This window comes from Enterobacter sp. PL_is514 (assembly GCF_055816715.1).
Window position 1 is genome coordinate 34,411 of the sequence record NZ_JBVPGN010000028.1, and the last position, 21,295, is coordinate 55,705.

Genomic DNA, 21,295 nt, shown 5'->3' on the forward strand with positions numbered 1-21,295 from the left:
TTCAGTGTAATGGGCAAAAAAAAACACTGCCGAAGCAGTGCTTTTTTTCATCATATCGTCAGCCAAGGGATAACCAACGATACAATAGTCATATTAACTGCGGGTCAGTACGCGGCGTGCTTCGTTGTAGCGCTTCTTCCAGTACGGTTCATTCATGCTGGAAATGGTCACACCGCTGCTGGTGGAGGCATGTACGAACTGGTCGTTACCAATGTAGATGCCAACATGTCGACCTGTAGAACCGGCACGGAACAGGACTAGATCACCAGTGCGCAGTTTGGTACGTGAAATCGACTTGCCCATCTCCTGCTGTTCATAGGTTGAACGCGGAAGATCTAACCCAAATTGCTCACGGAACGTACGCTGTACAAAACCGGAACAATCAATACCTGTTTTCGTGCTGCCGCCAAGACGATAGCGCACGCCTTTCCAGTCAGCATACTGGTCCATAATGCGGGACTTCACGTCCAGATTACGTACCATATTTTCAAATTCATCCTGAGAGGCTTGCAGTGACGAGGAATCTTCCATTCCCACAACACGCGTCTCAGGATGCATATTCTTTGCGGTGTTCGATGTACTACATGCAGATAACAGTACCGCGACTGCTATCGCCGGGATCCCCCGTAAGATATATCTCAGAAACGGTTGAGATTTGACCATTTTGTTTATTATCCCTTGAAGTCCTTAACGACAAATATCGTTATAAAAATGCCAAACGTGACGAGACTAATTATCTGTTCACATTGAGACAATTCTTTCTGGTCACATTTGTGGCATAGCGCACAAAATTATTCACCATCGAAATAATTATCCCTATGGGGCAAAACGAGTTCGAGATTAACCGATTGCCAGGGGTATTGCGAGTAAAAAAAGCCTTTTTTTTATAAGAAAATGTGATACAGAAAGTAAAAATCCGTAATTGCTTAAAATGCGGTCAGATCCGAGGCTTTATCGCGCAATTGCTTCATTTTTATCATGAATGTGATGACAAGAATATGACACTGGGAAAAGATCGTGGCGGGAAGGCTATCAGGGATCATGTCGATCCCTGATAGCTCACGTTAATTTAGGTTAGTTATTTGTTCAATTATTGTTGCGCTTTACCGGGAAGATAACGATCGAACAGCGCTATTATCCTGTCGCTCAGTGGGGTCATCAAACACCACGGCAGCGCAATCAGCGCCACGGAGAGCGAACCGACGGCAATATCGGTGAACCAGTGAGCGCCAATCATTACGCGCGGGAAGGCAAAAACCACAAAAATAATCAGGGCTATGGCAAACGCTTTTCTGCCGAAATAGCGAAGCATAATTGCGGAAAAAATAAGCAGCATCATGCCGTGATCGCCGGGGAAACTGTCCTTCGACGCATCTTTTGTTGGAATATGCAGCAGTTCACTCACGCGATAAATATCGGTGAAAAATAGCGTTGGGCTGGAACGCTTAACCGGAATAATCGCGGTTGCCAGCTGGTTAATGACGACGGCAAACAGCAGCATCACCAGACCGATAATCAGAATACGCCGACGCCCGGCTTTGTCCTCTTTCAGCCAGAAAGAGAGCATCAGGCAGCCCATGGCCAGCAGCGAGAAGCCGTCGAAGGCGCGGTTGTTGGTGATGGCAACCAGCCACAGGAACGCGTTGCTCTTCACCAGCTCCTGGTTGAAGAAGTGGAAAATGGCAGAATCCAGCGGGAACCAGAAACCATGATCCGCCGGGATATACCAGGAGAAGAAAAGCGCCAGACCGGCGACATTAAGCAGTAATATCAGGGGAAATCGAGTTGTCATAACGTTCTGTATAGTGTGAAAACAGGGGCAACGTTAGCCGCCTGAACTTAAACGAATCCTCAACAGGCTGGACTGGAGGGCATTCCAGTCGGCGTTAACCGCACTAATTAACTCTATACGGCTGTCAGGCGGCGCCACATTTTGCGTTTCAATAAAGAAATCGTCGCCCTGACGGTTGATTCGCACCAGCCCGTCTGGCGTGCGCATGATCCCTTTCACGCGATCGACGGGCGCAAGTCGGGCCCATTCGAGGATCCCAATGGTGTCGAAAACGGTTTCAGCATCAAAAATCCACCCGCAGGCCTGATATCCCTGACCGCTGTTCAGGTTACGGCGCCAGCGCTGGTGCTCCGGCAGACTCAGGGCTGCCAGACCCTGCTTAACCGGATGACTGTGCGCATGCTCCGCGCTGGCGGGCAACGCGGTGAGGTTCAGACGTGGAAGGTCAAGCAGGGCGCTATCAATATTTCCCTGGGTGGCCTGCACCCGTGTGCGATTGCCGCCGAAATGCTGCCACCACGACTCCAGCGCGGCCTGGCTTTCAGCCGTGGCGCGATCGGCTTTATTCGCGACAATAACGTCAGCCGAGGCGAGCTGATCGCGGAAGTTCTCATTGGCCAGCGACTTGTCATCCAGAAGCTGACGCGGATCGAGCAGGCACAGGGTGGCGCGCAGATCGATCCACGGCTCGTAAACCGGGGCGGTCAGTAAATCGAGGATCTGCTTCGGGTGACCCAGCCCGGTGGGTTCAATCAGCAGGCGGTCAGGTTTGCCCTGACGCAGCAGGGTATTGAGCCCGACCTGCATCGGCAGGCCATTGACGCAGCACATGCACCCGCCGGGGATCTCTTTAATCATTGCGCCGCTGGATGACAGCAGCGCGCCGTCAATGCCCACCTCGCCAAATTCATTGACCAGCACGGCCCATTTCTCGGCCGGATCTTTATTTGCCAGCAGGTGGAGAATTGAGGTGGTTTTACCGCTGCCGAGAAAACCGGTGATGAGGTTGGTTTTGGTCACGTGCGCTCCGGATGAGAATGGTGATGCTATAACACTATTCTCTATCCTGGCGAAAAACGTGCCCTGTGAGAAGGGGAAGGGCGAACGGAGGCCTCATCCGTTCGCATTAAGCGCAATAATCGTTAAAGATTTAACGTTTCGATAACAGCCTGACGTGCGCCGTGGCGGGTTATGCGCTCATAGGCCTGGCTGACAGCCTCCACAAAAACGCGATTATGCGCAAGATCGTGACCGAAGACCTCACTCAGCCCCAGCAGCGCGTGGACGCGGTTGGCGTCGCTGCTGGCATTGACGATGGCGCGGATTTTATCGCTAAGGGGATCGCGTACGTCAATCGCGTTTCCGCGTTCGTCGGTACCGCTGACGTAGCGTATCCAGCCGGCCACGCCCAGGGCCAGCAGCGACCACGGCGTATTTCGCTCAAGATGAACGCGGATCCCGTCCAGCATTCTCTGGGGCAGCTTCTGGCTACCGTCCATCGCGATTTGCCAGGTCCGATGCTGGAGGGCCGGGTTGGCAAAGCGTTCGATCAGGCTATCGGCGTATGCCGTGAGGTCGACATCCTTGATGCGCAACGTGGGGGCCTGCTCGTCCAGCATCAGCCGACGGGCTGCTTCACGGAACGCCGCGTCCTCCATGCATTCATTTATATGGGCGTAGCCCGCGAGGTACCCCAGATACGCCAGGAAAGAGTGGCTGCCGTTGAGCATGCGTAATTTCATCTGCTCCCACGGCAGCACATCCTGCACCATCTGGACACCCGCCACTTCCCACTCGGGACGCCCGGCGACAAAATTATCTTCTACGACCCACTGAATGAACGGCTCGCAGCTGATGGCGCACGGATCTTCCACGCCGAGCGCGTCGGTGATTTCCGCCAGCGAGGCCTCCGTTGCGGCGGGCACAATCCTGTCGACCATCGTCCCCGGGAAACTCACGTGGCTATCAATCCATTCAGATAACCCTGCGGAACGTTTTTGCGCCATGCCCAGCACCGCGTTTTTCACCACGTGCCCGTTGTCAGGGATATTGTCGCAGGACAGCACGGTAAACGCCGGCAAGCCGCGCTCGCGGCGGCGGTGGAGCGCTTCGACCAGGATCCCGGGGGCGGAATGTGGCTCAGCGGGGTTTTCAAGGTCATGGATGATGCGCGCGTTATGTAGATCGAGTTTCCCGGTCGCGGGATCGATGCAGTAGCCTTTTTCCGTGATGGTGAGCGAGACAATCGCAACCTGAGGCTCGCAAAATTTCTCAATAATGGCGGGCAGGGAGTCCAGCTTTGCGTTCAGGCATTCATGGACGGCACCGACGATAATCGCCTCATTGCCTTCTGCACCTTTCTCCAGCACGGTGAACAGGTGATCCTGCGCGCGCAGCTGGCTCATCAGCACGTCGCCGCTGAAGAGGCTAATCTCACACATCCCCCAGTCGCCGCCTTTTTCATTCAGCACCCGATTTGTTAACAATGCCTGGTGCGCACGGTGAAACGCGCCAAAGCCAAAGTGTACAATGCGGGAGCGTAATTGCGTGCGATCGTAGCGCGGTTGCTGAACCCGGGCAGGAAGGGCGGTGGAGGCAATTGTCTTCATGAGGTACACACCTGATTAACCATTAATTAACAATGCCAGTGTAAAGTTATATGACAGCAAATAAAATTGGTGAGCCGTAAATATCCCCGTTCTGTGAGTTTGATCAATCAATGTGTGGCGGTATGTTGACCCTTAGCAGCAAACATGTATGGTAGTCGTCATTGCAGTAACGCATATTGGTATAACAACTTAAGAGGGTGAGGCAATGGAACAAACCTGGCGTTGGTACGGGCCGAACGATCCGGTTTCTCTTGATGATGTGCGCCAGGCTGGCGCAACGGGTGTCGTCACGGCGCTGCATCATATTCCAAACGGTCAGGTCTGGCCGATAGAGGAAATTCAACAGCGTCAGGCGCTGCTGGCGGAGAAGGGGTTAACCTGGTCTGTGGTGGAAAGCATCCCGGTTCATGAAGACATTAAAACCCATTCAGGGGAATACCAGACCTGGATTGCTAACTATCAGCAGAGCATTCGCAACCTGGCGACCTGCGGCATTGATACGGTCTGCTATAACTTCATGCCTATCCTCGACTGGACGCGAACCGACCTTGAATATCAGATGCCGGACGGCTCGAAAGCGCTGCGTTTCGATCAGATTGCCTTTGCGGCATTCGAACTGCACATTCTGAAACGCCCTGGCGCCGAAGCGGATTACACCGCGGAAGAGCAGCAGCAGGCGCGAGCGTGGTTTAACGCTGCCAGTGACGCGGACATCGAAAAGTTGACCCGTAATATTATTGCGGGCCTGCCTGGGGCCGAAGAGGGGTATACGCTGGATCAGTTCCGCGCGCGCCTGGCGGAATACGGCGATATTGATAAGCAGCAGCTGCGTGAAAACATGGCGTATTTCCTGCGCGCTATCGTGCCGGTTGCGGAAGAAGTAGGGGTTCGCCTGGCCGTACATCCGGACGATCCACCGCGTCCAATCCTCGGCCTGCCGCGTATCGTGTCCACGATTGAAGATATGCAGTGGCTGAAAGAGACGGTAAACAGCATTTACAACGGTTTTACCATGTGTACCGGCTCCTACGGCGTGCGTGCGGATAACGACCTTGTGCGGATGATTGAAGCCTTCGGCGATCGTATCCACTTCACGCATCTGCGCGCGACCTGCCGCGAAGAGAATCCAAAAACCTTCCACGAGGCGGCGCACCTGGGCGGCGATGTGAATATGGTGGCGGTGGTAGACGCCATTCTGGCGGAAGAGGCGCGTCGTAAGCAGGCGGGCGATGTGCGTCCTATCCCGTTCCGTCCGGATCACGGTCACCAGATGCTGGACGATCTGCGTAAGAAAACCAACCCGGGCTATTCGGCGATTGGCCGTCTTAAAGGCATGGCGGAAGTGCGCGGCGTTGAGCTGGCGCTGAAAATGACGAAGTATCCGGAGCTTCTGTAGCCTGAATTGCTACAATAAAAAAACCGGCCTGAGAGCCGGTTTTTGTGTTTTTGTAGGTCGGGTAAGGCGAAGCCGCTACCCGACAAACGCCGCAATCAGTCAGCGCGACCCATATAGCGTTTTTCTTCGATATGGATGCGGATTTTCTCGCCAGCGGAGAGGTATTCCGGTACCTGCACAACCAGGCCGGTCGTCAGGGTAGCCGGTTTGTTGCGCGCGCTTGCTGACGCGCCTTTGATGCCAGGCGCCGTTTCAACGATTTCCAGATCGACGGTCTGAGGCAGTTCCAGCGCCAGCAGCACGCCGTCCCAGGTCAGAACCTGCATGTCAGGCATGCCGCCTTCAGGGATAAACAGCAGCTCTTCTTCAATTTGATCTTTGGTGAAGATGTACGGGGTGTAATCTTCTTTATCCATGAACACGTATTCGTTGCCGTCGATGTAGGAGAAATCAACATAGCGACGGGTCAGGGTCACGGTATCGACGATATCGTCACCTTTAAAGCGCTCTTCCACTTTCAGGCCGGTACGCACATCGGCGAAACGCATTTTGTACAGCGTTGCTGCACCACGGGCGCTCGGGGCCTGAATGTCGATATCTTTCACAATCAGCAGTTTGCCGTTGTAATTCAGCACCATACCTTTCTTAATTTCGTTCGCTCTTGGCATTGCAGTAATCCTGTTTACGGGAGGTAAAAAATATCGCGCCAAATTACTCGCGCGCGGCCTTTCAGGCAAGAGGAATTCGTGGCTTTTGCTATCAATACGCAAAAGGTGTTACTGTGCGCGCGATGCCCGACTCGCGGGCGATCGTCAGCGAAAGAGAGCATTTATGGATTGCCGTCCCGATTGTGGCGCGTGCTGTACTGCACCGTCCATTTCAAGCCCCATTCCAGGAATGCCCGAGGGCAAGCCTGCCAATACCCGCTGCGTTCAGCTCTCGGAAACCAACCTGTGCATGATCTTTGGCTCACCGTTGCGCCCGAAAGTCTGCTCCGGGCTTCAGCCCGCTGCCGAAATGTGCGGCAGCACGCGAGAGCAGGCGATGACGTACCTTCTTGAACTTGAAACGCTCACCGCGCCTTAAACGTCTTTAATTCTCGCCAGGCAGCCCATCGTCAGCGTACACATCACCAGCGCAATCCAGAACACCGTGTGATAGTTCCAGATTTCGGCCACGACACCGGCCATTGAGCCCGCGATAATCCAGCCCACGCGGGTGGTATTAGTATAAAGGGTGGTGGCTGAGCCTGCCTGACCCGGCATCAGATCCTGGAAATAGAGCATGCCTATCCCGGCGAGAATGCCAATATAGATGGCGTTCAGCAGCTGTAACGCCAGCAACAGCCCCGGCGTATGTACCGTCAGCATACCGATATAAAACAGCAGACCGGCGACAGCGGCGATGCGCATTAAAAAACGCTTTCCGAAGCGCTTAGCGTAATAGCCCGCGATGAGCATCGTCGGGATCTCAAGCCCGGCCGCGGTGCCCATCATGATGCCCGCCAGTTTCTCCGACAGGTGCAGTTCATTAATAATAAACAGCGGCATATTGATGATATACAGGCTGTTGGTGCCCCACATCAGCGTGCAGATAACAAACAGGAGCAGGGCATCGCGGCGGTTACGGCGCGGCGCTTCCAGCACGCCCGTTGCCACTTTGGGCTCTTTGCGCATGGACGGCAGGAAGAACCACACCAGCGCGCCGCACGCCACAAACGCAACGGCCGCACTCAGGTACATCACCGTAAAGCCAAAACCCATCGCCAGCGCGTAGGCCAGCGGCGGGCCAATCACCCATGCCAGCGACACCTGCGCACGCAGGACAGAGCTGAACATCACCGCTTCACGTCCGGTATGGTCGGCGTGTTCGCGGGCAAGCGCAAACAGCTGTGGGTTAGCCGTCGAGCCAAAGCTGCTCAGGAATACCCCGACGAAGAGCAGAATGAAGTAGTTGCGGTTCCAGGCAAACAGAACGCAGGCCATGACCCCCAGCAGACAGCAGAAAACAATCAGGCTTTTACGATCGCCTTTTCTGTCGGATCGTCCCGCCAGAAACTGGCTGACCAGGATGCCGATGATGGCGCTTCCGGTAAAAAAGAAGCCAACCAGCGCCGGACGAACATGAACCTCATTGGTCAAAAATAAGCTGAGCGTTGGCGTCTGTAACGCACCGGCAATGCCCGTGAAGAAGGCAACAACCAGGAATGCCGCAGAGGTCAAATCAAAGGGCTTCGGCGAGACCGCCGCAGGGGTGTTATGCATGTTTTATAATTAGCGAGTAGCAGAGAGGGGCGGAGTTTACGCCGTCAGCTAAAAAATAAACAGTGGGTGCGGTCAATGATGCCACGAAAAATCAAAATGGCATTTCAACTTACACTTCACCGGGCTGACCTTAGCTGAAACTGTCTTGCTGAACTTCAGCAAAATTCAGCTGAACGAAGAAGAAATGTGCTGTATCTCTAAATTCTGAGATCGGAAATACGAGTTTACTTGCAAGACATTGCAGAAAGCGCAAGACTTTTTGAAACGTTTCAGCGCTATCTTGTTTTAACAAACGGAGCAGGCTAGCGCATTTTTTCTCATTAAAGCTGAAACGATTCAAGTTCAGCAGGAGTGGAAAACCATGTTCCAGTTATCTGTTCAGGATATCCACCCGGGCGCTCAGGCCGGGGATAAAGAAGAGGCTATTCGCCAGGTTGCCGCTGCGCTTGTGCAGGCGGGTAACGTCGCGGACGGCTATGTCAACGGCATGCTGGCGCGCGAGCAGCAGACCTCAACCTTCCTCGGCAATGGCATTGCCATTCCGCACGGCACAACCGATACCCGCGATCAGGTGTTGAAAACCGGCGTTAAGGTTTATCAGTTCCCGCAGGGCGTGCTCTGGGGCGACGGTCAGGTGGCCTATGTGGCTATCGGTATCGCGGCCAGCAGCGACGAACACCTGGGCTTGCTGCGTCAGCTGACGCATGTCCTGAGCGATGACGATGTGGCTGAACAGCTTAAGTCCGCCACCACAGCTGAAGAGCTGCGTGCGTTGCTGATGGGCGAAAAACAGAGCGAAGCGCTGAAACTGGATAATGAAACGCTGACGCTGGATGTGATTGCCTCCGATCTGGTGACGCTGCAGGCGCTGAACGCGGGCCGTCTGAAAGAAGCCGGCGCGGCGGATGCCACGTTTGTGACGCACGTGATTAACGATAAACCGTTGAATCTGGGTCAGGGTATCTGGCTGAACGACAGTGCTGAAGGCAACCTTCGCAGCGCTATCGCCGTGAGCCGCGCGGCCAATGCGTTTGACGTAGAAGGCGAGCCTGCAGCCATGCTGGTGACCGTGGCGATGAACGATGAACAGCCGGTTTCCGTGCTGAAGCGTCTGGGCGATCTGCTGCTGAACAACAAAGCTGAAAAACTGCTGAACGCTGATGCCTCCACCGTGCTGGCGCTGCTGACCAGTGATGATGCACCGACTGAAGACGTGCAGACCGCTGAGTTCGTGGTACGTAACGAGCACGGCCTGCATGCCCGTCCGGGCACCATGCTGGTGAATACCATTAAACAATTCGAGAGTGAGATCACCGTGGCGAATCTTGATGGCACGGGCAAACCGGCCAACGGCCGTAGTCTGATGAAAGTTGTCGCGCTGGGCGTGAAGAAAGGGCACCGTCTGCGTTTCACCGCGCAGGGTGCGGATGCTGAACAGGCGCTGAAAGCGATTGGCGATGCCATCGCGGCGGGTCTGGGGGAGGGCGCATAATGAGCAGACGTGTTGCGACTATTACGCTGAACCCGGCTTATGACCTGGTAGGATTTTGCCCGGAAATTGAGCGCGGCGAAGTCAACCTCGTGCGTACCACTGGCCTGCATGCTGCGGGTAAAGGGATTAACGTCGCGAAAGTGCTCAAGGATCTCGGTATCGACGTCACCGTGGGCGGATTCCTCGGTAAAGATAACCAGGATGGTTTTCAGCAGTTGTTCAGCGAGCTGGGCATTGCCAACCGTTTTCAGATTGTTCAAGGCCGTACCCGCATCAACGTTAAGCTGACGGAGAAAGACGGAGAAGTGACCGATCTGAACTTCTCTGGCTTCGAAGTGACGCCGTCAGACTGGGAGCGTTTTGTTAACGATTCTCTGACCTGGCTCGGTCAGTTTGACATGGTCTGCGTCAGCGGCAGCCTGCCGTCCGGCGTGAGCCCGGAAGCGTTTACCGACTGGATGACGCGCCTGCGCAGCCAGTGCCCGTGCATCATTTTTGACAGCAGCCGCGATGCGCTGGTTGCGGGCCTGAAAGCCTCGCCGTGGCTGGTGAAGCCGAATCGCCGCGAGCTGGAGATCTGGGCAGGTCGTAAGCTGCCAGAATTAAAAGATGTAATTGACGCTGCCCATGCGCTGCGCGAGCAGGGTATCGCTCACGTGGTGATCTCGCTTGGTGCAGAAGGCGCGTTGTGGGTTAACGCGTCTGGCGAATGGATCGCCAAACCGCCGTCAATGGAGGTTGTGAGTACCGTTGGCGCAGGGGATTCCATGGTTGGCGGCCTGATTTATGGTCTGCTGATGCGGGAATCCAGTGAACATACCTTACGTCTTGCCACTGCCGTTGCTGCCCTGGCCGTCAGCCAGAGCAATGTCGGTATTACCGATCGTACCCAGTTAGCCGCGATGATGGCGCGCGTTGACTTAAAACCTTTTAACTAACAGCAGGAGAGGAATAATGAAAACGCTGCTGATCATTGACTCCGGTCTCGGACAGGCTCGCGCCTATATGGCGAAGACCTTGCTGGGCGCGGCGGCACAAAAAGCACATCTGGAGATTATCGATAATCCAGGCGATGCAGAACTGGCCATTGTCCTGGGCGACAAAATCCCGGCTGACAGTGCGCTGAACGGCAAAAAAGTGTGGCTGGGCGATATTAATCGCGCGGTGGCACACCCGGAACTGTTCCTGAGCGAAGCGAAAGGTCATGCGTCTGTCTACAGCGCGCCTGTCGCGACGGCACCGGCTGCGGCCACGGGCCCGAAACGCATTGTGGCGGTGACGGCCTGCCCGACGGGGGTGGCTCACACCTTTATGGCGGCTGAAGCCATTGAAACCGAAGCGAAAAAACGCGGCTGGTGGGTAAAAGTTGAAACGCGTGGCTCCGTCGGTGCCGGCAACGCTATCACCCCAGAAGAAGTGGCTGAGGCCGATCTGGTGATCGTGGCGGCGGATATCGAAGTGGACCTGGCGAAATTTGCCGGTAAGCCAATGTACCGTACATCTACCGGCCTGGCGCTGAAAAAGACCGCGCAGGAGTTTGATAAAGCGCTGGTAGAAGCGAAGCCGTATCAGGCAACCGGCGCGCGTCAAACCGCGACAGAAGGTAAGAAAGAGTCTGCGGGCGCCTATCGCCATCTGTTGACCGGCGTGTCTTACATGCTGCCGATGGTGGTGGCGGGTGGTCTGTGTATCGCTCTCTCGTTCGCGTTTGGTATCACCGCGTTTAAAGAACAAGGGACGCTGGCGGCTGCGCTGATGCAGATCGGCGGTGGCTCAGCCTTCGCTCTGATGGTGCCGGTACTGGCGGGCTTTATTGCCTTCTCCATCGCTGACCGTCCTGGCCTGACGCCGGGCCTTATCGGCGGTATGCTGGCCGTGAGCACGGGTTCTGGCTTTATCGGCGGGATTATCGCGGGCTTCCTGGCCGGTTACGTCGCGAAGCTGATCAGCTCGAAGCTCAAGCTGCCGCAGAGTATGGAAGCGCTGAAACCGATCCTGATCATCCCGCTGATTTCCAGCCTGGTGGTCGGTCTGGCGATGATTTACCTGATTGGTAAGCCGGTTGCTGGCATCCTGGCGGGTCTGACCCACTGGCTGCAAACCATGGGTACCGCAAACGCGGTTCTGCTGGGTGCAATCCTCGGCGGCATGATGTGTACCGACATGGGTGGTCCGGTGAACAAAGCGGCGTACGCCTTTGGTGTTGGCCTGCTGAGTACCCAGACTTACGCACCAATGGCAGCCATCATGGCGGCCGGTATGGTGCCTCCTCTGGCGCTCGGCCTGGCGACGATTATTGCCCGTCGTAAGTTCGATAAAGCGCAGCAGGAAGGCGGCAAAGCGGCGCTGGTGCTGGGTCTGTGCTTCATCACCGAAGGGGCAATTCCGTTCGCGGCCCGTGACCCAATGCGTGTACTGCCTTGCTGTATCGCGGGTGGCGCGGTAACGGGGGCAATCTCCATGGCGATTGGCGCGAAGCTGATGGCACCACACGGCGGTCTGTTCGTGCTGCTGATCCCTGGCGCTATCACGCCGGTGCTGGGCTACCTGCTGGCGATTGTTGCCGGTACGCTGGTGGCGGGTCTCTCTTACGCAGTGCTGAAACGTCCGGAAACGGAAGTCGTGGCAAAAGCAGCGTAAGCGATAAACAACAAAAAAGCCGGGTTGCATTACGCACCCGGCTTTTTTTATGCCGCCTGTTCAGCGGTTTGCTGTGCCTTCAGCCAGGCAATCTCTTCTGCCCAGATATCCGGATTGATGGTTTCCAGCACCATCGGAATACCGTCGAAGCGGGCGTCCTGCATAATGAAGCGGAACGCATCGTGGCCAATGTTGCCTTCGCCCAGGCTGTGGTGGCGGTCAACGCGGCTGCCGAACGCACTTTTTGCATCGTTTAAGTGCATGCCGCGCAGGTACTTAAAGCCCACAATGCGCTCGAACTCATCAAACGTGTTTTTCGTTGCCTCGGTGGTGCGCAGGTCATAGCCGGCGGCGAACGCGTGGCAGGTATCAATGCACACGCCAACGCGGGATTTATCCTCCACGCCGTCGATAATCGCCGCCAGATGTTCGAACCTGAAGCCGAGGTTGCTGCCCTGACCGGCGGTATTCTCAATCACCGCGGTGACGCCTTTGGTCTTGTCCAGCGTGATGTTGATGGACTCAGCAATGCGCGCCAGGCAGGCATCTTCGTCGATCTGCATCAGATGGCTGCCCGGATGGAAGTTCAGCAGCGTCAGCCCCAGCTGTTCGCAGCGCTGTACTTCATCAAGAAACGCCTCGCGGGATTTTTCCAGCGCCTCTTCAACCGGGTGACCGAGGTTGATCAGGTAGCTGTCGTGGGGAAGGATTTGGCCTGGCCCGTAGTGGTACTTCTCACAGGCAGCTTTGAAATCATCAATCACTTCAGTGGTGAGCGCTGCGGCGCGCCACTGGCGCTGGTTTTTGGTGAACAGGGCGAAAGCGGTCGCCTCGATTTCGGCGGCGCGAATGGCGGCATTTGCAAGGCCACCTGCAGCGCTGACGTGCGCTCCAACATATTTCATATAAAAACTCCTGCTAACCCGAAACGTCTATGATAACGGGTTAACAGGAGAAGGACGAGATGGTTTATGCCATCAGGCTGTGCACCGCGAGGTTAATGGCACCGCCGCCGACAATCAGCCAGATGAAGAGCACCAGCGCCATCAGCAGCGGTTTGGCACCGGCTTTTTTCAGCGCGCTGACGTGTGTGGTGACACCCAGCGCCGCCATGGCCATCGCCAGCAGTACCGTATCCAGCGTTACCAGCATATCGACAACGGCTTTCGGCAGCAGGTGGAAGGAGTTGAAAATCGCCACCACGATAAACAGGATCGCAAACCACGGAACGGTGATTTTGCTCTTCTGGTTACTGTCTGCCGGTGCCAGCTGCTTAACCCGAGCGGCCAGGAAAATCAGGAACGGGGCCAGCATCATCACGCGCAGCATTTTGGCAATCACCGCTGCGTTTTCGGCGTCCGGGTTAATGGCGTGTCCTGCCGCGACCACCTGGGCCACTTCGTGCATGGTCGAACCGATATAGATGCCGTAGGTTTCCGGGCTAAACCAGTGGGCAACCAGCGGATACATGGCCGGGTAGAGGAAAATCGCCAGCGTACCGAAGATCACCACCGTCGCTACCGCCACGGTCACCTTGCTGGCTTCGGCTTTAACGACGGGCTCTGTTGCCAGCACCGCCGCGGCGCCACAGATACTGCTCCCCGTACCGATCAGCCAGCTGGTTTGCTTATCCAGGCCAAACACTTTCTGGCCGATAAAGCAGGCCAGTAAAAAGGTGCTGGTCAGGGTCAGAACGTCGATGGCGATCCCGCTCGCACCCACATCCGCAATCTGCGAAAAGGTAAGACGGAAGCCGTAAAGAATGATCCCAAGACGCAGCAGATGCTGCTTGGCAAAGATTACGCCGCCGTCGCAGGATTTCCAGATATGCGGGTAAACGGTGTTACCCACGACCATGCCCAGCAAAATGGCCAGCGTCAACGCGCTAAAACCCGCGCCTGCGATAGCCGGGATGCTGCCGCCCCATAGCGCGACGGCGGTGACCGCAGCGCTGAGCGCAAGACCCGGCACGAAGTGCCACACTGTACGATGATGTTGTAAGGTGATTTCTGACATAACCTTCTCCTTTGTCTGGCTAAAGGTTACGGCGCTCTGGCTTAAAAATAAAATTGATTATATACTTATAATCAATCTATATAAGTGGTAAGCAACCATGCACATTACATTGCGTCAGCTGGAAGTGTTTGCCGAGGTGCTAAAAAGCGGCTCGACGACCCAGGCGTCACAAATGCTGGCGCTCTCGCAGTCTGCGGTCAGCGCGGCGTTGACCGATCTTGAAGGACAGCTGGGCGTGCAGCTTTTCGACAGGGTAGGGAAGCGTCTGGTGGTGAACGAGCACGGTCGTCTTCTTTATCCACGCGCGCTGGCGCTGCTGGAGCAGGCTATCGAAATCGAACAGCTGTTCCGCGAAGACAACGGCGCGATCCGCGTCTATGCCAGCAGCACCATCGGGAACTACATCCTGCCGGAAGTGATTGCCCGCTACCGCCGGGATTTCCCGACTCTGCCGCTGGAGATGAGCGTGGGCAATAGCCAGGACGTCATCAACGCGGTGATCGATTTCCGCGTGGATATCGGCCTCATCGAAGGACCCTGCCATAACGTCGATATCATTGCCGAGCCCTGGCTGGAAGATGAGCTGGTGGTGTTTGCGTCCCCGGCCTCGTCGTTATTGCAGGGCGAGGTGACGCTGGAGCGCCTGGCGCAGGCGCAGTGGATCCTGCGCGAGCAGGGCTCCGGCACGCGTGAAATTGTCGATTATCTGCTGCTTTCCCATCTGCCGCATTTCCAGCTAGGGATGGAGCTGGGGAACTCTGAGGCGATCAAGCACGCGGTGCGTCATGGCCTGGGGATCAGCTGTCTTTCCCGGCGCGTCATTGCCGAACAGCTGGAAACGGGGTCGCTGGTTGAAATCCCGGTTCCATTGCCGAAGCTGGTGCGCACGCTGTGGTGCATTCATCATCGTCAGAAACACCTTTCCAGCTCGCTGCAGCGTTTTCTGCGCTACTGCGAGATGTAATCTTCCCCTCATCCTGACCCTCTCCCCAAAGGGGAGAGGGAAAAATTATGCTTTACTTATAATCCTGGCCGAGTCATGAAGCTCTCTTATAACTGAGTATTTCTGCCGGAAGGAACGCGGATCGTCTGCTACAATCGCGCCTCATTTATTAAATGGACAGCATTTTCATATGGTTTCAGAAATTAAAACCACAGAAGCGCCCACGCTACGTCGTGAACTCAAGGCGCGTCACCTGACGATGATCGCCATTGGAGGCTCAATCGGTACAGGTCTTTTCGTTGCCTCTGGCGCAACGATTTCGGCAGCCGGCCCGGGTGGGGCACTTTTCTCTTATATCCTGATTGGCCTGATGGTGTACTTCCTGATGACCAGTCTCGGCGAACTGGCCGCGTACATGCCGGTATCCGGTTCGTTTTCGACCTACGGTCAAAAATACGTTGAAGAAGGCTTTGGCTTCGCGCTGGGCTGGAACTACTGGTACAACTGGGCGGTCACTATCGCCGTTGACCTCGTCGCCGCGCAGCTGGTAATGAACTGGTGGTTCCCGGATACGCCGGGCTGGATCTGGAGCGCCCTGTTCCTGGCCGTCATCTTCCTGCTGAACTACATCTCCGTGCGCGGTTTCGGCGAAGCGGAATACTGGTTCTCTTTGATCAAAGTGGCAACCGTCATCATCTTTATCGTCGTCGGTGTGGCGATGATCGTTGGTATTTTCAAAGGCGCAGAACCTGCGGGCTGGAGTAACTGGACAACAGGTGATGCGCCGTTTGCCGGTGGACTGTCGGCGATGATTGGCGTGGCGATGATTGTCGGTTTCTCCTTCCAGGGGACCGAGCTGATTGGTATCGCTGCCGGTGAGTCAGAGAACCCTGAGAAAAATATTCCGCGCGCGGTTCGTCAGGTCTTCTGGCGTATCCTGCTGTTCTACGTGTTCGCGATCCTCATTATCAGCCTGATCATTCCGTACACCGATCCCAGCCTGCTGCGTAATGACGTTAAAGATATTAGCGTCAGTCCGTTCACGCTGGTCTTCCAGCACGCCGGTCTGCTTTCTGCTGCGGCAGTGATGAACGCCGTTATCCTGACCGCTGTGCTTTCAGCCGGTAACTCCGGGATGTACGCGTCCACCCGTATGCTCTACACGCTGGCATGCGACGGTAAAGCCCCGCGTATCTTCGCGAAGCTGTCCCGTGGCGGGGTACCGCGTAACGCGCTGTATGCCACCACGGTGATTGCCGGTCTGTGCTTCCTGACCTCTATGTTTGGCAACCAGACGGTGTACCTGTGGCTGCTTAACACGTCCGGAATGACGGGCTTTATTGCCTGGCTGGGGATTGCCATTAGCCACTACCGTTTCCGCCGTGGCTTCGTCAAACAGGGTCACGATATTAACTCGCTGCCGTATCGCTCCGGCTTCTTCCCGCTGGGTCCCATTTTCGCCTTCATTCTGTGCCTGATCATTACGCTTGGACAGAACTATGAAGCGTTCCTGGCGGACACCATTGACTGGGGCGCCGTCACGGCGACCTACATTGGTATTCCGCTGTTCCTCGTCATCTGGTTTGGTTACAAGCTGACGAAAGGAACAAAATTCGTTCGCTACAGTGAAATGGAATTCCCGGAACGATTTAAACAATAACCGCACTTCCTCTCTATTAGCCCGCTCGTTTGAGCGGGCTTTTTTATTCCCACATTCTGAAACAAAGATATATTTCTTAACAATTCAATTGATAATAATTATCGTTTGCTTTATCGTTATCAAAAATAAGCGTGCTACCGACCCACCGCAGATGTGGGCGGCAGGGAAGACGCTGTGAGCAATGATGATTTGATTGAGTTGTATTTACCTCATGGAGATATGGAATGTTTAGGTTGAATCCCTTCGTCAGGGGAGGACTTTGCGCGTCCGCAATGTCCCTGGCCCTGCCTGTTATCGCAGCGGAATCCGGCGACACAATGGTTATCACGGCCTCCGCGACCGAGCAAAACCTGAAAGACGCACCGGCAAGCATCAGCGTCATCACCCAGGAAGATTTGCAGCGCAAACCCGTTCAGAACCTGAAAGATGTGTTACGGGATGTGCCGGGCGTGCAGCTCACGAGCGAAGGGGACAACCGTAAAGGGGTAAGTATTCGCGGACTGGACAGCAGCTACACGCTGATCCTAATTGACGGCAAGCGCGTCAATTCCCGTAACGCGGTGTTCCGCCATAATGATTTCGACCTCAACTGGGTGCCGGTTGACGCCATCGAACGAATTGAAGTGGTGCGCGGCCCGATGTCTTCTCTTTACGGCTCCGATGCGCTGGGCGGCGTGGTGAACATTATCACCAAGAAAATCGGCCAGAAATGGACGGGTACCCTGAGCGCCGATTCCACAATTCAGGAACATCGCGACCGTGGAGACACCTACAACGGTCAATTCTATACCAGCGGTCCGCTGGTGGACGGCCTGCTGGGGCTGAAAGCCTACGGTAGCCTCGCGAAGCGTGAGAAAGACGGTCAGCAGAAGTCCTCTACCACGGCGAGCGGTGAAACGCCGCGCATTGAGGGCAACACCCGCCGCGATGCGAATGTGGAGTTCGCCTGGACGCCGTCTGAAAATCATGACTTTACGGCGGGCTACGGTTTCGACCGTCAGGACCGTGACTCGGATTCCCTCGACAAAAACCGCCTTGAACGTCAGAACTACTCTCTCAGCCACAACGGCCGCTGGGGCGTCGGCAACAGCGAGCTGAAGGTTTACGGCGAAAAGGTAGATAACAAAAACCCGGGCAACAGCAATCCGATCACCTCCGAGAGCAACGCGGTGGACGGGAAATACGTGCTGCCGCTGGGCGACATCAACCAGCTGATGACCTTCGGCGGCGAATGGCGTCACGATAAGCTGAAGGATCCGGTCAACCTGACGGGCGGTTCCGGCAGCAGTACGTCGACAAGCCAGTATGCCCTGTTCCTTGAAGATGAGTGGCGTCTCTTTGAACCTCTGGCGCTGACCACCGGCATCCGTATGGATGACCATGATACCTACGGCGACCACTGGAGCCCGCGCGCCTATCTGGTCTACAACGCGACCGATACCGTAACGGTGAAAGGGGGCTGGGCGACCGCGTTTAAAGCGCCGTCACTGCTGCAGCTGAGCCCGGACTGGGTCACCGGCTCGTGCCGAGGTGCCTGTGAGATTGTCGGTAACCCGGATCTGAAACCAGAGACCAGCGAGAGCTTCGAGTTAGGTCTCTACTACAGCGGGGAAGAGGGCTGGTTAGAGGGCGTGCAGGCCAGCGTGACCACCTTCCAGAATAACGTCGATGACCGCATCAGCATCAGCCGTACGGCCAATGCGAAGCAGGCGCAGAGCTACCCTAACTACGTTGGCCTGAATGCTGACGGTGAACCGATATTCCGCTATTACAACGTCAACAAGGCGCGCATCCGTGGGGTGGAGACCGAGCTGAAATTCCCGCTGGCGGACGACTGGAAAGTGACGCTGAACTACACCTACAACGACGGTCGTGATATCAGCAACGGCGGCAACAAGCCGCTGTCCGATCTGCCGTTCCACACCGCCAACGGGATCGTTGACTGGAAGGCGACGCAGGACTGGTCGTTCTATGTTCAGGGCAACTACACCGGTGAGAAACGCGCGCTGACCAGCAGTGAACCAACGCCGGGTGGCTATGTCATCTGGAATACCGGCGCCGCGTGGCAGGCGACGAAAAGCGTGAAGCTGCGTGCGGGCGTGCAGAACCTGCTGGACAAAGATCTGAGCCGCGACGATTACAGCTACACGGAAGATGGCCGTCGCTACTTTGTCGGCGTGGATTATAAGTTCTGATGTAACCTTTATGCCCGGTGGCGCTTCGCTTACCGGGCCTACAAAATCAGCGAATGTAGGCCGGGTAAGGCGAAGCCGCCACCCGGCAATCACCCGCACTTACCCGAACAAATGCTCCGCATGGAAGCGGAGATGATCCTCAATAAAGGAGGCAATAAAGTAATAGCTGTGATCGTATCCCGGCTGAATGCGCAGCGTCAGCGGCCAGTCCTTCTGGCGCGCGGCTTCAGCAAACACCGCAGGCTGCAGCTGTCCGGCGAGGAACTGATCCGCATCGCCCTGATCGATAAGCATCGGGATAGCATTTTCTGAGCTGCTGGCCAGCATCAGCGCGCAGCTGTCCCATGCCTGCCATTTTTCCGCATCCTCACCCAGATAGTGTGTGAAGGCTTTCTGCCCCCACGGCACCTGTGTTGGGTTCACAATCGGTGCAAATGCCGACACGCTGACGTATTTCCCCGGATTTTTCAGCGCCATGATGAGCGCCCCGTGTCCGCCCATTGAGTGGCCGCTGATCGCGCAGCGCTCGCCGACCGCAAACTGCGACTGCACCAGCGCAGGAAGTTCATCGCGGAGGTAATCATACATGCGGTAGTGGCGCGCCCAGGGCTGCTCGGTCGCATTGAGATAAAACCCGGCGCCTTTGCCCAGGTCGTATCCGGCATCGTCGGCCACATCGTCGCCACGCGGGCTGGTGTCTGGCATCACCAGCGCAATGCCCAGCTCGGCGGCAATACGCTGCGCGCCCGCTTTGGTGGTGAAGTTTTCGTCGTTGCAGGTCAGGCCGGAAAGCCAGAACAGAACCGGTGGATTTTCCGTCTGCGGCAGGAAAATGCTGAACGTCATCGCACAGTTCAGGACGGTGGAGTCATGCCGCCAGCGCTGCTGTCGACCTTCAAAACAACGGTGCTCTTCGAGCAGTTCCATGCAGGGCTCCTTAATGAGAATGCGCATTCATAAAAACCATAATACAGCCTTTTCATTGACCTGTGAGTAACTTTCACTTTCGCCAGAGGGCGAGATGCTGCATCATAAATTTACTTTTCTTTAACAATTGGAGCGGTCATGGCGCTGCGTATTGCGCTCAGTGGGTTTATCGTGCTGGTGGTGGCGATGGGGATAGGGCGCTTTGCTTTTACGCCCCAGGTGCCGCTGATGATTGCTGCCGGACAGCTTACGCTGACCAGCGCGGGTCTGGTGGCGGCGATGAATTATCTGGGCTATCTGGTGGGCGCGTGGGATGCGATGCGTGCGCACCGCTTCGTTGAAACGCGCCTCTGGCTTGGCATCACCGGCGCGGTGGCGCTGACGCTGCTCTCCGCGGCGGCGGATAATGCCGTCGTGCACGGCCTGCTGCGTTTTGTCATCGGCTGCATGAGCGGCTGGTCTATGGTACTCATTGCCGCCTGGACCAACGAACGGCTGGGGCAGCTCGGTAAACCGGGCCTGAGCGCTGCGGTGTTTGCCGGACCGGGGGCGGGCATCGCCCTGAGCGGGCTGCTCGCCGTCTATATCCAGGCGAAATCCCTGTCGGCCGGGGCGGCATGGCAAATCTACGGCGTGCTGGCGCTGGTGCTGATTGCACTGGTGGCGCGCTACCTGCCGCGATCCGGGCAGCTCCATCGACCCGGCACCGCGCCGGAGCCGCTGCTGCTGACGGCGGATTTAAAGCGCCTGGTCTGGAGCTACAGCCTGGCCGGGTTTGGCTATATCCTCCCGGCGACCTTCCTGTCGCAAATGGCGGCGGTGCGTTTTCCCGGCAGCCTGTTTGCCCAGTTTGTCTGGCCGATTTTTGGTCTCGCCGCCGTGGTGGGCATTGCGCTCAGTATTCTTTTACGCCACACCTCAACGGCTAACCGCAGGCTGGCTATCGTGCTGTGGTTACAGGGGGCGGGCGTGCTGGCGGCCTGGCTGCTGCCGGGGATTGGCGGTTTGCTGACGGGCGGGCTGCTGGTGGGAGGCGGCTTTTTGTGTGCCGTGCAGCTCTCTCTTTTATACGGTCGCGAGCTGGCGCCAAACCACACGCGCTATATGGCCGGCCTGCTCACCACCGGGTATGCGATAGGGCAATTGATTGGCCCGATGACCTCGGCGTTATCAACCTGGCTTACCCACCGGCTGGAGCCTGCGCTGGGGCTGGCGGGCGTGGCGCTGTTCGTCGGCGGAGCCCTGGTCTGGAATCGTCACGCTGAAAGGCAACAGCAATTGCAATAATTATCGTCGTGAATACTGGATTATGTGCGCCGCCTCACGCACAATGAGCGCATACTTTTGCCACAACGAGGGCA

At 56.3% G+C, this 21,295-nt stretch carries 18 protein-coding genes; 9 read left to right on the forward strand and 9 right to left on the reverse strand.

Annotated features, from left to right (window positions below):
- Window positions 1-93 precede the first annotated feature (93 nt).
- The 4 genes from mepS to AC0TNG_RS06460 all read right to left on the reverse strand — a co-directional run bounded on the left by mepS (window position 94) and on the right by AC0TNG_RS06460 (window position 4,401).
- Window positions 94-663 carry a bifunctional murein DD-endopeptidase/murein LD-carboxypeptidase gene (gene mepS / locus AC0TNG_RS06445; RefSeq protein ID WP_008500946.1) on the reverse strand — a complete coding sequence of 190 codons (570 nt, stop codon included), beginning with the start codon at window positions 661-663 and terminating at the stop codon, window positions 94-96.
- A 427-nt stretch (window positions 664-1,090) separates the two neighbouring features.
- Window positions 1,091-1,792 (reverse strand): phosphatase PAP2 family protein, encoded by a 702-nt coding sequence (locus tag AC0TNG_RS06450; protein WP_032646574.1) that lies wholly within the window; start codon window positions 1,790-1,792, stop codon window positions 1,091-1,093.
- A 33-nt stretch (window positions 1,793-1,825) separates the two neighbouring features.
- Window positions 1,826-2,812: a CobW family GTP-binding protein gene (locus tag AC0TNG_RS06455; RefSeq protein WP_024908179.1), complete on the reverse strand. Its 987-nt coding sequence runs from the start codon at window positions 2,810-2,812 to the stop codon at window positions 1,826-1,828.
- Between the two features lie 122 nt (window positions 2,813-2,934).
- Window positions 2,935-4,401 carry a mannitol dehydrogenase family protein gene (locus AC0TNG_RS06460; protein ID WP_473713319.1) on the reverse strand — a complete coding sequence of 489 codons (1,467 nt, stop codon included), beginning with the start codon at window positions 4,399-4,401 and terminating at the stop codon, window positions 2,935-2,937.
- Between the two features lie 205 nt (window positions 4,402-4,606).
- Here AC0TNG_RS06460 and uxuA point away from each other — a divergent pair, with 205 nt between their 5' ends.
- Window positions 4,607-5,797, forward strand: a complete 1,191-nt coding sequence (uxuA, locus tag AC0TNG_RS06465; RefSeq protein ID WP_370883452.1) for a mannonate dehydratase — start codon at window positions 4,607-4,609, stop codon at window positions 5,795-5,797.
- A gap of 95 nt (window positions 5,798-5,892) precedes the next feature.
- Here uxuA and yeiP read toward each other — a convergent pair whose 3' ends face one another.
- A complete protein-coding gene (gene yeiP / locus AC0TNG_RS06470; protein WP_008500940.1) occupies window positions 5,893-6,465 on the reverse strand; it encodes an elongation factor P-like protein YeiP in 573 nt (190 codons plus the stop codon).
- A gap of 163 nt (window positions 6,466-6,628) precedes the next feature.
- Between yeiP and AC0TNG_RS06475 the strand changes: the two genes are divergently transcribed.
- Complete coding sequence (locus AC0TNG_RS06475; protein WP_032645293.1) at window positions 6,629-6,883, forward strand: YkgJ family cysteine cluster protein; 255 nt, start codon at window positions 6,629-6,631, stop codon at window positions 6,881-6,883.
- Here the strand turns inward: AC0TNG_RS06475 and setB are convergent.
- Complete coding sequence (gene setB / locus AC0TNG_RS06480) at window positions 6,880-8,061, reverse strand: sugar efflux transporter SetB (protein WP_473713320.1); 1,182 nt, start codon at window positions 8,059-8,061, stop codon at window positions 6,880-6,882. The two genes, AC0TNG_RS06475 and setB, sit on opposite strands and share 4 nt — an antisense overlap.
- Before the next feature lie 361 nt (window positions 8,062-8,422).
- On the opposite strand from setB, the gene fruB reads away from it, so the two are divergent.
- The 3 genes from fruB to fruA are packed head-to-tail and all read left to right on the forward strand — an operon-like array spanning window position 8,423 to window position 12,193.
- The gene (gene fruB, locus AC0TNG_RS06485) at window positions 8,423-9,553 is read left to right on the forward strand and encodes a fused PTS fructose transporter subunit IIA/HPr protein (RefSeq protein ID WP_473713321.1); all 1,131 of its coding nucleotides are present in this window, start codon (window positions 8,423-8,425) and stop codon (window positions 9,551-9,553) included.
- Window positions 9,553-10,491, forward strand: a complete 939-nt coding sequence (gene fruK / locus AC0TNG_RS06490) for a 1-phosphofructokinase (protein WP_023312480.1) — start codon at window positions 9,553-9,555, stop codon at window positions 10,489-10,491. Before fruB ends, fruK begins: the two co-directional genes overlap by 1 nt.
- 16 nt (window positions 10,492-10,507) lie before the next feature.
- On the forward strand, window positions 10,508-12,193 hold the full coding sequence (gene fruA / locus AC0TNG_RS06495; RefSeq protein ID WP_473713322.1) for a PTS fructose transporter subunit IIBC: 1,686 nt from the start codon (window positions 10,508-10,510) through the stop codon (window positions 12,191-12,193).
- A gap of 47 nt (window positions 12,194-12,240) precedes the next feature.
- Here fruA and nfo read toward each other — a convergent pair whose 3' ends face one another.
- Both nfo and AC0TNG_RS06505 read right to left on the reverse strand, forming a co-directional pair.
- On the reverse strand, window positions 12,241-13,098 hold the full coding sequence (gene nfo, locus AC0TNG_RS06500) for a deoxyribonuclease IV (protein WP_473713323.1): 858 nt from the start codon (window positions 13,096-13,098) through the stop codon (window positions 12,241-12,243).
- Between the two features lie 64 nt (window positions 13,099-13,162).
- A complete protein-coding gene (locus tag AC0TNG_RS06505; protein WP_473713324.1) occupies window positions 13,163-14,209 on the reverse strand; it encodes a YeiH family protein in 1,047 nt (348 codons plus the stop codon).
- A 97-nt stretch (window positions 14,210-14,306) separates the two neighbouring features.
- On the opposite strand from AC0TNG_RS06505, the gene yieE reads away from it, so the two are divergent.
- The 3 genes from yieE (at window position 14,307) to cirA (ending at window position 19,007) form a co-directional block, all read left to right on the forward strand.
- Window positions 14,307-15,173 (forward strand): DNA-binding transcriptional regulator YeiE, encoded by an 867-nt coding sequence (gene yieE / locus AC0TNG_RS06510; RefSeq protein WP_024908171.1) that lies wholly within the window; start codon window positions 14,307-14,309, stop codon window positions 15,171-15,173.
- A gap of 169 nt (window positions 15,174-15,342) precedes the next feature.
- Window positions 15,343-16,812 carry an amino acid permease gene (locus AC0TNG_RS06515; protein WP_024908170.1) on the forward strand — a complete coding sequence of 490 codons (1,470 nt, stop codon included), beginning with the start codon at window positions 15,343-15,345 and terminating at the stop codon, window positions 16,810-16,812.
- A 224-nt stretch (window positions 16,813-17,036) separates the two neighbouring features.
- Complete coding sequence (cirA, locus tag AC0TNG_RS06520) at window positions 17,037-19,007, forward strand: catecholate siderophore receptor CirA (RefSeq protein ID WP_473713325.1); 1,971 nt, start codon at window positions 17,037-17,039, stop codon at window positions 19,005-19,007.
- A gap of 99 nt (window positions 19,008-19,106) precedes the next feature.
- On the opposite strand, the gene fghA is transcribed toward cirA, so the two are convergent.
- On the reverse strand, window positions 19,107-19,934 hold the full coding sequence (gene fghA / locus AC0TNG_RS06525) for an S-formylglutathione hydrolase (RefSeq protein ID WP_248165242.1): 828 nt from the start codon (window positions 19,932-19,934) through the stop codon (window positions 19,107-19,109).
- Window positions 19,935-20,072: 138 nt separating this feature from the next.
- Here fghA and AC0TNG_RS06530 point away from each other — a divergent pair, with 138 nt between their 5' ends.
- On the forward strand, window positions 20,073-21,221 hold the full coding sequence (locus AC0TNG_RS06530; RefSeq protein ID WP_248165241.1) for a YbfB/YjiJ family MFS transporter: 1,149 nt from the start codon (window positions 20,073-20,075) through the stop codon (window positions 21,219-21,221).
- The last annotated feature ends 74 nt before the right edge of the window (window positions 21,222-21,295 follow it).